General features: G+C 73.9%; 8 protein-coding genes. 1 reads left to right on the forward strand and 7 read right to left on the reverse strand.

Annotation, left to right across the window (positions count from 1 at the left end):
* Positions 1-43: 43 nt before the first annotated feature.
* Together ACF059_RS15240 and ACF059_RS15245 are read right to left on the reverse strand one after the other, a co-directional pair.
* Positions 44-841 carry an ABC transporter ATP-binding protein gene (locus tag ACF059_RS15240; RefSeq protein WP_392056764.1) on the reverse strand — a complete coding sequence of 266 codons (798 nt, stop codon included), beginning with the start codon at positions 839-841 and terminating at the stop codon, positions 44-46.
* Positions 834-1,781, reverse strand: coding sequence for an ABC transporter permease (locus tag ACF059_RS15245; protein WP_392056767.1), 948 nt, complete (start codon positions 1,779-1,781; stop codon positions 834-836). The genes ACF059_RS15240 and ACF059_RS15245 overlap by 8 nt, the downstream gene beginning before the upstream one ends.
* 130 nt (positions 1,782-1,911) lie before the next feature.
* Here ACF059_RS15245 and ACF059_RS15250 point away from each other — a divergent pair, with 130 nt between their 5' ends.
* Positions 1,912-2,535, forward strand: a complete 624-nt coding sequence (locus ACF059_RS15250) for a TetR/AcrR family transcriptional regulator (RefSeq protein ID WP_392056769.1) — start codon at positions 1,912-1,914, stop codon at positions 2,533-2,535.
* A 107-nt stretch (positions 2,536-2,642) separates the two neighbouring features.
* Here the strand turns inward: ACF059_RS15250 and ACF059_RS15255 are convergent, their stop codons facing one another.
* The 5 genes from ACF059_RS15255 to ACF059_RS15275 form a co-directional block, all read right to left on the reverse strand.
* Positions 2,643-4,916 (reverse strand): CDP-glycerol glycerophosphotransferase family protein, encoded by a 2,274-nt coding sequence (locus tag ACF059_RS15255; RefSeq protein WP_392056772.1) that lies wholly within the window; start codon positions 4,914-4,916, stop codon positions 2,643-2,645.
* 123 nt (positions 4,917-5,039) lie between these two features.
* Positions 5,040-5,909, reverse strand: coding sequence for a carbohydrate ABC transporter permease (locus tag ACF059_RS15260; RefSeq protein ID WP_392056775.1), 870 nt, complete (start codon positions 5,907-5,909; stop codon positions 5,040-5,042).
* A complete protein-coding gene (locus ACF059_RS15265; RefSeq protein ID WP_392058099.1) occupies positions 5,906-7,216 on the reverse strand; it encodes a carbohydrate ABC transporter permease in 1,311 nt (436 codons plus the stop codon). Before ACF059_RS15265 ends, ACF059_RS15260 begins: the two co-directional genes overlap by 4 nt.
* Entirely contained in the window at positions 7,213-8,577 is a 1,365-nt protein-coding gene (locus ACF059_RS15270) for an ABC transporter substrate-binding protein (RefSeq protein ID WP_392056778.1), read from the reverse strand. The genes ACF059_RS15265 and ACF059_RS15270 overlap by 4 nt, the downstream gene beginning before the upstream one ends.
* Before the next feature lie 265 nt (positions 8,578-8,842).
* Positions 8,843-11,896: an FHA domain-containing protein gene (locus tag ACF059_RS15275; RefSeq protein WP_392056781.1), complete on the reverse strand. Its 3,054-nt coding sequence runs from the start codon at positions 11,894-11,896 to the stop codon at positions 8,843-8,845.
* Between the last annotated feature and the right edge of the window lie 278 nt (positions 11,897-12,174).

Below are 12,174 nucleotides of genomic sequence, written 5' to 3' on the forward strand. Positions count from 1 at the left end.
CGGACCCCCGCGCCTCAAACGCCGGCGGGGCTGTAAGGGTGCCTCAAGCGCCGGCGAGGCTGTGGTTGGCGTAGGCGTCGCAGACTTCGTCTGCTGGGCCGTCCATGCGGAGGGTGCCGGCTTCCAGCCAGATCGCGCGGTCGCAGGTTTCGCGGACCGTGTTGATGCCGTGGCTGACGAGGAAGACGGTGCCGGCGCGCTCGCGGAGTTCTTCGATGCGGGCCTGGCTGCGGCGTTGGAAGGCCGCGTCTCCGGTGGCCAAGGCCTCGTCGATCATCAGGACGTCGTGGTCCTTGGCGGCCGCGATGGAGAAGCGCAGGCGGGCGCCCATGCCGGAGGAGTACGTACGCATCGGCAGGGAGATGAAGTCGCCCTTCTCGTTGATGCCGGAGAAGTCGACGATGTCCTGGTAGCGGTCCTTGATCTGCTCGCGGCCCATGCCCATGGCGAGGCCACCCAGGACGACGTTGCGTTCGCCCGTCAGGTCGTTCATCAGGGCGGCGTTCACGCCGAGGAGCGAGGGCTGGCCGTGCGAGTAGACCGCGCCCCGGGCCACCGGCTGGAGTCCGGCGATGGCCTTGAGGAGGGTGGACTTCCCCGAGCCGTTGGAGCCGATGAGGCCGATGGCCTCGCCCTTGTACGCGGTGAAGCTGACGCCCTTGACCGCGTGCACCTCGCGGACGCCCGGGGCGGGTCCGCGGGAGAAGATCCGGCTGAGCGCGGCGGTGGCGCCGCCCTTGCGGGCCCCCGAGCCGTAGACCTTGTAGATGACGTGGACGTCGTCGGCGATCACGGTGGGGACGCGGGTGCCGGTCCCGGTCTGCGGTGCGGTCTCAGCCACGGCCGTACTCCTCCTCTGCCTTCCAGAAGTAGATGAATCCGCCGACGCCGGCGAGCAGGGCCCAGCCGATGGCCATCGGCCAGACGTGGGGCGGGAGCGACTGCGCCCCGAAGCTGTCGATCAGCGCGAAGCGCATCAGGTCGATGTAGACGGCCGCCGGGTTGATGCGGAGAGCCATCGACACCCAGTGGCGCAGGCCGGCGGTCTGGAGCAGGGTGCCGATGGACCACATGACGCCCGAGGAGTACATCCAGGTGCGCAGGACGAACGGCATCAGTTGGCTCACGTCCGGGCTCTTGCTGCCGATGCGCGCCATGACCAGGGCGCAGCCGGCGGCGAAGACGGCGGTGAGGAACAGGGTCGGGACGGCCAGCAGCCAGGACGGGCTCGGGGTCTGGCCGAAGGCCAGCAGCAGGATGACCAGGGCGCCCATGGTGACCAGCAGCTGCTGGAAGAGCTGCACGACGGTGGAGAGGGGCAGGCTCGCCCGGGGGAAGTGCAGGGCGCGGACCAGGCCGAGGTTGCTGTGGACGGCCCGGGTGCCGGCGTTGACGGAGCTGCCGATGAAGTCCCAGACGAAGACGCCGGTGATCAGGAAGGGCAGGTAGTCGGGCACGCCGTGGCTGGCGCGCATGACGATCCCGAAGATGAAGTAGTAGACCGCCGCGTTGAGCAGCGGGGTCACCAGGTGCCAGACCTGGCCGAGCTTGGCGCTGCTGTACTGCGCCTGCATGCGGGCGGTGGCGTACGTGGTGACGAAGTGGCGGCGGCCCCAGAGCTGCGCGATGTAGCGGGGGAGGGTGGGGCGGGCGCCGCTGAGGGTCAGGCCGTGGGCGGCTGCCAGCTCGGCGGGGGTGGAGGGGGCCGGGGCCGGGGTCGACGGGGTCGACGGGGTGGGCGGGGTGGGCGGGGTGGGCGGGGGCGCGGTCGCGGTGGTCACAAGAGGTCGCTTTCGCCGGGGTCGGGCTGGGCGTCGGGACGGGTCCGTATCGTCGTTACGGTGAGGGTAGGGGGTGCGGCGTCGGGACGCAACCGTATCGTCGTGACGGGGGTGACGTTATGCTCGGCTCATGAGTTCCGAGCCTGCCGCCCCTGTCCCCGCCCCTGCTCGCCGTGCCCCGGCGGGGGCCGCCGTCCTGCGTGAGGACGTGACCGAGGCGATCCGGGCGGCGGTGTTGGAGGAGCTGGCCGCGGTCGGCTTCTCCCGGATGTCCATCGAGGGGATCGCGCGGCGGGCGGGAGTCGGCAAGACCGCTGTGTACCGGCGCTGGAAGTCGAAGCTGCACCTGGTGCTGGACCTCGTGGAGGTCTTCGCCGTGGACGGTCTGCCGGTGCCGGCGACGGGGTCGCTGTACGGGGACGTACGGGCGCTGCTGGAGGTCATGGCGCACGTGCTGCGGCACCCGGTGGCGTCGGCGGTGATTCCCGACCTGCTGGTCGAGGCGGCGCGGAATCCCGAGATCGCGGATGCGGTGCGGGGGGCGCTGCTCGAAGGGCAGCGGCGGCTGGCCGCGGGGATCGTTGGCGAGGCCGTTGCGCGGGGGGAGTTGCCGGAGGGGGCCGATCCGGAGCGGGCGCTCGATCTGGCGATCGGGCCGTTGTACTGGCGGCAGGTGGTCGTGCGGGATGCCGTCCCGGCGGGTTACCTGGACGAGTTGGCCCGGGCCGTGGTGGCGGGGCTGCGGGCCGTCTGAGCCGTGCCGCTGGGAGCGCCGGGGCTCCGCCCCGGGCCCCGCGCCTCAAACGCCGGCGAGGCTGGATGGGGTCGGCGAGGCTGGAGTGGGCGGCGGGGCTGGAGTGGCTATGGCCAGCGGGAGAGGGGGGTCAGGTTGGCCAGGGGGAGGGGCGGTTCGGGGGTGGGGGTGGCTGGGGGGCAGGGGTGGCGGTCTTCCAGGGGGATCGGGGCGGGGAGGTCTTGGGAGTGGCCGAGGAAGACGCGGCGGACCACCCGTTCCGCCGCGTTGCCGTCCTCGTACGGGCAGAAGCGCGCGCGGAAGGCCGCCCGCAGTTGCGCCGAGCGTGAGCCCTGCCAGTGGCCCGTGGTGAAGATGTCCACCAGCTCGTCCTGGGTCCGGGCGATGGCGCCCGGCGGGTACGCCCGCAGGTCGAAGTAGGTGCCGCGGGCCGCCTCGTACGCCTCCCAGTCGTCCGCGTGGATCACGATCGGCCGGTCCAGCGCCGCGTAGTCGAACATCAGGGACGAGTAGTCGGTGACCAACGCGTCCGAGGCCAGGCACAGTTCCTCCACCGACGGGTGCGAGGAGACGTCGATCAGGCGCGGGTGGGTGTCCGCCTGCGGCGGCGCGTCCGCGTACGTGAGGTGGGTGCGGGACAGGATCGTGAAGCGCGGCCCCAGGTCCCGCAGGACCCGCTCGAAGTCCAGGTGGTCCGGCCGGCTGCGCCGGTAGTCGCGGTGCGTGGGCGCGTACAGGATGGCCGTCGAGCCCGCCGGCACGCCCAGGCGTTCGCGCAGCTCCAGGACCTCGGCGCGGGTGGCCCGGTGGAAGACGTCGTTGCGCGGGTAGCCGTATTCGAGCGTGGTGTAGGAGGACGGGACCGCCTTCTCCCAGACCAGGGTGGAATGACGGTTCGCGGAGAGCAGGTAGTCCCACTGGTCGGCGCCGCGCAGCAGGCCCGCGAAATCCGTCGTCGGCGTGGCCGCAGGGCGGTCCTGGAGGTCGAGGCCGACGCGCTTGAGCGGGGTGCCGTGTTGCGTCTGGAGCAGGACCTGGCCCGGGCGCTTGACCAGGGCGCGGTCGAAGTTGACGTTCGTGACCAGGTACGAGGCCCTGGCCAGGGCCGTCCAGTACGCCGCCGAGCCCGGCCGCAGCGGCCTCGTCTCCCGGGGCAGGGTCGCGGCGTGCGCCGGGTCGCAGATCCACGCCGTCCGCATGCCCGGCGCGAGCTCGCGCAGTTTGGCCTCGATCGCCGCCGGGTTGCAGGCGTAACCGCCGTGCCAGTACGCGGAGAAGACGGCCAGGTCCCGGCGCAGGGGCAGCAGCCGCTGGAGGCGGTAGTGCAGGCGCAGCGCGGCCTCGCGCAGGCCCCGGACCAGCGAGGCGGCCCCCTGGGCCGAGGCCAGTGCGCTGGAGCGCAGCACCGACAGCGTCCGGTAGGTGCGCCGCACCCCCAGCCGCATGAGGAGGTGGCGCACCCGGTCGGTCCGGGACGACGGCAGCGGCAGCCCGCCGGCGCGGCCGGGGCTGCGGTAGCGGCGCAGCAGGGTCGAGGCCCGCTTGAAGAACTCGGCCCGGCTGGCGCGCGGCAGGCGGCGCGGGTCGGCGTACAGGGCGCAGAAGTGCTCGGCCATCCGGCGGTGCACGGCGGGGCGCCAGCGCTCCAGCTCGGGGCGGCCGCCGAGGTAGCCGAAGACCCGGTCGTACTGGTCGAAGACGTCGAGGTGGCGGCGGCTGGAGGTGGTCAGGATCGAGCCGGTGCGGCGCTGGCGGTAGTGGACGCAGACCCGGTCGAGGACGGCGAGGGATTGCGCGGCCAGCAGCGCCGGATAGGTCCAGGGGGTGTCCTCGTAGAGGCCGGGCGGGAAGGAGAGGCCCTCGCGTTCCACGTACTCGCGGCGGTAGGCCTTGTTCCACACCACCATCAGCATGGCGAGCAGCGCCGGGCGGTCGGCGAGCCGGAAGCTGGCGGGGCCCTCCTCGGACAGCCGGTGCGCGAGGCGGTTGCGGACCAGTTCGCCCGTCCAGTAGGTGCGCGCGTAGTCGTAGACCAGGACGTCGGGGGAGCCGGTGGCCTTCAGCCGGTCGGTGATGGCCTGGAGGGCGCCGGGGGCGAGGGTGTCGTCGCCGTCGAGGAAGAGCAGGTAGTCGCCGGTGGCCCGGGCCAGGCCCGCGTTGCGGGCCGGGCCCAGCCCGAGGTTGTGCGTCAGGTGCACGGCGGTCACCCGGGGGTCGCGCGCCGCGTACTCGTCGATGATCGAGCCGCAGGCGTCCGGGGAGGCGTCGTCGACCGCGATCAGTTCCAGATCCGTGTACGACTGCGTCAGGACCGAGTCCAGGCTTTCCTGGAGGTACGCCTGGACCTTGTACGCGGGCACGATGACGCTGAACCGGGGCACGGCACATCCAGGGGTCGGCGCGGGCATATGGCCCAGGAACCCCCGGCGTGGTGGTCGGGTTACGCAGCGTGCGGCAATCGGGTTACGCAGCGTCAACACCGCACGTCGGCGTGGTCCGGAGCGTTACTTGACCGCGCCCGCCATCACCCCCGTGACGAACTGCCGCTGGAAGGCGAAGAAGACGACGAGCGGCACCACCATCGACAGGAACGCGCCGGGCGCCAGCACGTCGATGTTGTTGCCGAACTGCCGTACCTGCTGCTGGAGCGCGACCGTGATCGGCGGATTGGCGGAGTCGGCGAAGACCAGCGCCACCAGCATGTCGTTCCACACCCACAGGAACTGGAAGATGCCGAGCGAGGCGATCGCCGGACCGCCCAGCGGCAGCACCACCCGTGCGAACAGCCGCAGTTCACCCGCCCCGTCGAGCCGGGCCGCCTCCAGCAGCTCGCGCGGGATCTCCGCGAAGAAGTTGCGCAGCAGGAACACGGCGAAGGGCAGCCCGAAGGCGGTGTGGAAGATCACCACGCCAGCGGTCGTTTCGAACAGCCCGATGGAGCCGAAGAGTTCGGAGACCGGGATCAGCGCCACCTGTACGGGGACGACGAGCAGCCCGACGACGAGGAGGAAGAGCCAGTCCCGGCCGGGGAACTCCAGCCAAGCGAAGGCGTATCCGGCGAACGCGCCCAGGACCAGCACGAGCAGGGTGGCCGGCGCCGCGATCGCGAAGGTGTTCAGGAGGGAGCCGGTGATCGTGTCGTTGGCCAGCAGCCGCTCGTAGTTGTCGGCCGTCAGGCGCGAGGGCGCGCTCAGCACCTGCCACCAGCCGCCCTCGTTGAGGGCCGTGGGGGACAGGAACGAGGAGATCAGCAGGCCGAGGGTGGGCAGGAGCCAGAACAGCGCGGCCAGCACCAGGAACACCCGCAGCGCCCCACCGGCCGCCCGTCCGGCCAGCCTGCCGGCCGTCCCTTCGGTGCTGCTCATCGGCGTCATCGGCGTCCCTCCTTGCGGAGCCTGCGGATGTTCACGAGCATCACCGGGACTACCAGCACCAGCAGCAGCACGGCGATGGCACTGCCCAGCCCCGGATCGGCGTCCGTCCCGAAGGAGGTCCGGTACAGCTGGAGCGCGAGCACGTTCGCGTCGTCCTGGACCGCGCCCGGCGCGATCACGAAGACCAGGTCGAAGATCTTCATGACGTTGATGACGAGGGTGACGAGCACGACGGCCAGCACGGGCGCCAGCAGCGGGATGGTGATCCTGCGGAACACCTGCCACTCGTTCGCCCCGTCCACCCGCGCCGCCTCCAGCAGCTCACGCGGTACGGCGGCCAGCCCGGCCCCGATCAGCACCATCGCGAAACCGGCCCACATCCAGACGTACGCCCCGATGACCGCGGGCGTCACCAGCGACGGGCCGAGCCACTGCACGCCCCCGTACGCCTCCCGGAAATTCGAGGCGGGCAGCCGCAGCACGGCCCCGTCGGCCTTCCCGGACAAGGTGAAGGTGCCGTCGGCGCGGGCCGTCGCCGTGTCGACCACCCTGCCGTCCTTGACCGCCTCGATCCGCATCCCGGAGAACCCGGTCTCCGCGGGGTCGACCACGTTCGTCGCGCCGCCCCCGCCCCGGGTGAAGTCCTGCCAGACGGTGCCGGTGACCTTCCCCGGCTGGGGGGCCGCGGCCGCGGCCGTACGGGTCCCCTCCGGCAGGGCCTCCGGGGCCACCCCGACCAGCGGCAGCAGCACGGCCGCGCCCGCCCGTACGGGCTCGCGGGTCACGAAGGCGCCGCCGGCGGCCGGGACCAGCGGGGAGTCCCGGCCCGGGCGGGCCTTGGGGAAGGCCGAGGACTCCGCGAAGGTGTCGTGGACCCCGACCCAGACGGCGTTCGCGACGCCCCGGTCGGGATCGTGGTCGTAGACGAGCCGGAAGATGATGCCCGCCGCCAGCATCGAGATCGCCATCGGCATGAAGACGAGCAGCTTGAACGCCGTGCCCCAGCGCACCCGTTCTGTGAGCACCGCGAAGATCAGGCCCAGCGCGGTGGCCGTGGTCGGGGCGAGCACCACCCACACCGCCGTGTTCTTCAGGGCCGTACGGATCGTGTCGTCGTGCAGGATCTCGCGGTAGTTGCCGGCCCCGACGAAGGTCCCGCCGGAGCGGTCGAAGAAGCTGCGGTAGACCGAATAGCCGATGGGGTGCACGACGAGCGCGCCGAGCAGCACGAGGGCCGGGAGGAGGAACGCCGCCGCGACCAGGCGTCGGCGCCGCACCTCCCGGGAGGTGGCCGCCACCGGGATCAGTTCCCGTACGCCTTGGCCGCGTCCGCCTCCAGCCTCGCCTGGGTGCCCGCCACGTCCGACGGGTTCGCCAGGAAGTCCTGCAGCGTCTTCCACTCGCCCGCGCCCGGGGTCCCGCCGAACGCCGCCGGGGCCTGGTCGGACATGTCGAAGCGGAAGTCGTCGCCCGCCGCGATCAGCGCCTTGGCGATGCCGCGCTGGATGTCGTTCGGGTAGGCCGCCGGGTCGACCGCCTTGTTCGGGGAGACGAAGCCGCCCTCACGGGCCTGGATCTCCGCCGCGTCCGCCGAGGCCAGGAAGGTCAGCAGGGCCTGCGCGCCCTTCGACGGCTTCAGCGCGACCGCCACGTCACCGCCCGAGACCACCGGCGCCTTCTGGCCGACTGCGGGGAAGGGGAAGACGAGGGCGTCCTCGCCCACCTTGGCCTCGGTCTGCGCGATGTTCACCGCCACGAAGTCGCCCTCGAAGACCATCGCGGCCGCCGGCCGGTCCCCGCCGGTGAAGGTCTGCGTGACCGACTTGGGGAACTCCGTGGACAGCGCCCCGCTCGGCCCGCCCGCGAGGAAGTCCTTGCGCCCGAAGAGCTCGCCCAGGGTGGTCAGGGCCTGCTTGACGCTGTCGTCCGTCCACTTGAGCTGGTGCTTGGCCAGCTGGTCGTACTTCTCGGGGCCCGCCTGCGAGAGGTAGACGTTCTCGAACCAGTCGGTCAGCGTCCAGCCGTCCGCGCCCGCCACCGAGACGGCCGGGGTGCCGGAGGCGGACAGCGTGTCGGCCGCGGTGATCAGCTCCTTCCAGGTCGTCGGGGGTTTGACGCCCGCCGCCTCGAAGGCCTTCGCGTTGTACCAGATCAGCGACTTGTTGGCGGCCTTGTAGTAGACGCCGTACTGGGTGCCGTCGACCGCGCCGAGCTTCTTCCAGCCCGCCGAGTAGTTCGCGTCGAGCTGGGCCCGGGCCTCCTCGCCCACCGGCTGCGCCCACTTGTTCTGCACCGCCGAGACCAGCGCGCCGACCTGCGGCAGCAGCGCGACGTCCGGCGGGGCGCCGCCCGCGATCTTCGAGCCGAGGAAGGTGACGATCGGGTCCTGGGCCGGTACGAAGGTGACGGTGGCCCCGGTCCGCTTCTCGAACTCCTTCAGGACCTTGGTGAAGTTCTCCTGCTCCGGGCCGGTCCAGACGGCGGCGACCTGAAGCTTCTCGCCGGGCAGTTTCGGTAACTGCACGCTCTGCTTCGGCTCGGCCGAACCGCCCTGTGGCGGCTCCTCCTTCTTGTCCGCATCGCCTCCGCACGCGCAGAGCGCGAGCGCGCCCGCGGCGGCGAGCGCCGTCCAGCGGAGTGTCGTACGGCCCGTTCCGTGCTTGCGCATGGTTCTGCCCCCGATGCCCGTGGTGTGTCCCGGACCACAAGGTCTACGCCGACGTGCCCGGCCCCGCAATACCGCCTCAGCCCCCTGCGCCGAAGAACCACCCTCAGGGGGTGTCTGGTGGATCACGCCGGGCTCGCGGGGTCTGGCACCGCGCCTCGCCGCGTTGTCGTCGCTCGCCAATGCTCCGCATTGACTCCCTCCTCCGCCTTGCGATCCACGGCACCAGACCCCGCTCCCTGATCCGGCCTGACCCACCAGACACCCCCTACGTGGTGTCCGGCCGCTCGGGCGGGAAGCGCACCGGTATCGCCGAGACCAGGTGCGCGGCCCGGTCCAGGGCGCTGGCCAGCAAGGCGAGGTCCGTCGGGCCGTTGCCCAGCTCACGGACCGGGCGGCGGGCCGGCGGATCGCCCATCCGCTCCCATTCCACCGGGACCACGGTCGGCCGCTGGGTCGCCGTCCGCGGGATCCGGCCGGTGACCCGCCCGGCCTGGAAGGGGACCGTGCGGTCGTCGGAGTGCCGCAGCAGCCCGCGGCCGGGGCCCGGCTGGTCAGGGGCGTCGAGCTCCACCCGCAGGGTGGCCAGCCGGGCCAGACCGGTGTCGGCCGTACGGTCGGGGCGGGCGGTGGTCGCCACCAGGTGCACCCCGAGCCGGGCGCCCTCGCGGGCCACCGCCTCCAGCGCCCGCACGACCGAGCCCGCGGCGGGCCGGCCCGTACTGCCGAGCCCCGGCGCGACCAGCGCGTCGAGGTCGTCCACCAGCACCACCAGGCGCGGCAGCGGGCTCGGCCCGGCCGGCTCCGTACGGGTGATCGAGGCGCGGAGCCGGAGCGTTCCCGTGCGCGGGGAGTCGAGGTCGCCGCGCAGCTCGCCCGGGCTGGGCCGGCGGGGCGCGACCAGCCGGTCGGCGACCTCGCGCCGCGCGTGCCAGTCGGCGAACGCCAGCCCCTCCAGCAGTTCGTCGCGGCGCTTGAGCTCCGCGCCCAGCGCCTGGGCGAACTCCCGCATGCGCACCGGGTCGGAGGCGACCAGGTGGGCGCAGACGTGCGGGAGGTCCGTACAGGGCGCCAGTCCCTCTCCGCGGTCGCCCCCGGCCCCGTCGAGGAGGACCAGCCCCAGCCGGTCGGGCCGCGCGCCCGCGGACAGCGAGGCGGCCACCGCCCGCAGCAGCTCGGTCCGCCCGCTCCCGGCGGGCCCCTCGATGAGCAGGTGCGGGCCGTCGTGGACCAGCTCGGCGCCGACCGGCCCGCGCCGCCCGCTGCCCAGCACCATCTCCGCCAGGCCGCCCACGCCCTGCCCCTGGTCGGTGGCGGCGGCCCAACGGGCCATCAGCGAAGCCGGGGTGGCGCGGGCCAGGCCCAGCTCGTCCAGCAGCCGGGCGGTGGCGGGCAGGGTGGCGGTCGCCGGCCGGACCGGCGCGGTGGAGCCCCCGTCGGTGGTGCGCAGCGGCGCCAGGGCGCGGGCGAAGCGCTCGGCCCAGGCGGCGGAGACGGCGTCCGCGGTGGCCGTCGCCCCGGAGGGCACGGGCCTGCCGCCGGAGACCGAGAAGGTCCGTACGGCCGTGGCCACCTCCCCGCTGAGCAGGGCGACCGCCCCGCAGTCCCGGAAGGCGGGGGCGCTCGCGCACGCGGCGTCCCAGGTCTCGGTGACCGGCGAGGCGGCCGTGGCGGCGGGGGCCTCGGCCAGCGCGAGCACGTGGATCCCGGCGGCCGGGCCGTGCGAGGCGAGGCGGCCGGTGATGTCGCGCAGCGGACCCGCGCCGGTGTCGCCGTCCAGGACGACGAGCGTGTACGGGCCCTCGTAGGCCTCGGCTGCCTGCCGGACCCGCGCGGGATCGGCGGCGGCCCAATGGGTGCCGAGCGGACCCTCGTCCAGACGCCGGGTCAGCTCACCGGTACGGGCTGTGGCCTGGTCGCGGTCGTACGCGAGGAGGAGCCGGCAGTCCTGGCCGTGCGCGGGCCGGACGTGGGGCAGCCAGCCGAGCCAGCCCCAGTCGCGCCGCCGCTCGGCCGGGGTGCGCGCCCGGTCGGTGGAGATGAGCACGATCTCCAGCTGCCCCGGCGGGTGCAGGGCGGCCAGCTGCGCGACGGCCCAGCGGGCCACCCCGGACAGCCGGGCCCGCGGACCCGCGATGCCCAGGGCCCCGACGGCGGGCAGCGACACCCGGCAGCCGGCGCCGAGCCCCACGGTCAGCGCCGCGGGGTGCCCGGGCGTACGGGACCACAGGCGCTCGGTGGGTCCCATCGCGGCCAGCAGCAGGGTGGCCGGATCGTCGGGGTCGGGCGCGGCCGCGGTGGCCACGGCCTCCGGTACGGCCTCGGCCAGGTCCTCCCCGCGCACCCACTTGCGGGCCCAGGCACCGAGCCCCTTGCGGCGGCCGCCGGCTGCGGCGGCCGACGGGCCCGCCGGTCCGGCTCCGCCCGCGGTCGCCGGGCCGGGGCCCGGCTCTCCGGCCGCACCGGGCGCTCCGGCTGCTCCGCTGCCCGTAGGTCCGGCCGGCGGGCCGGAAGACGCGGATCCGGCCGGGTCGGGCGGGCCGGTGACCCGTCCGGCTCCGCCGACGAGCCGTGAGGACTCATCGGACCCGGTGACGCCGGAGCCGGTCGCATCGGAGCCCGGCCAGCCGGCCGCTCCGGTCCGACCGCCCGGGCCGGCCGGACCGGCCGCGCCCGGCGCCTCCGGCGCGAGGGCGAGGTGGCCCTCCCGGTCCGGGACCACCGCGCGGGGGCCCGCGCCCGCCGGGGCCAGCCGCAGGGTGGACTCGCCGATCCGCAGCAGTGCCCCCGGCGGCAGGGCGACCGGTTGGGCCCCCACCGGGAAGCCGTCCAGCGTGGTGCCGTTCGTCGAGTTCAGGTCGGCCACCGCGACCCGCCCGTCCTGGATCACCGTCACCGCGCAGTGCAGCCGGGACACGTCGGGGTCGTCGAGGGGGACGTCGGCGTCGGCGGAGCGGCCCACCCGGATCTGCCCGCTGTGCAGCAGGTGCACCCCGCCCGCGTCGGGTCCGGCGACGACCTGCAACTGGGGTGCGCCGAGGCCCTCCTCCGGCGGGACGTCCGCGACCGGCGCGTGCAGGGCCAGGACCGCCCCGTCCACGAGCGGGGGCTCGCCGAGCAGCCGTCGCTGGAGGTCGAGGCGCTCGGAGCCGGCGTAGAGCACGACCGTGCCACCGGTGTCCGGTCCGCCGACGGTCGCCGCGAGCCCGGAGGCGACCGCCGCGAGCGCGGTACCGGCAGGGGCCGTGACGAGCACGTCACAGCTCGCGGGTGCGGTCTGGTGGCCGCTGCGCGACCCAAGGACGGTCAGCCGGATCTGCATCGCCGTCAGCGGTCCCTTCTGCGCGGTGCGCCGTGTGTGCGCCCGGCAGGGGGATGTCGGGACATGGCCGCCCGATCGCCCCCCACCCGGCACGGACGCGTCGTCCGGTCAGGTCTACCGGAAGGCGGGGCTCCCGACCCTGACTTCCGTACGTGTGCATCCTCGCACCTGTCACCGACAACACGCCCGGCACCCACCGACAAGTGATCTTGATCGGCCGCGATCCGGCCCCGACCGCGGCCGGAAAGCGACGGCGGGGCCAGGGCTGTGACCGGAAA

This window comes from Streptomyces sp. NPDC016562 (assembly GCF_043076955.1).
GTDB lineage: Bacteria > Actinomycetota > Actinomycetes > Streptomycetales > Streptomycetaceae > Streptomyces.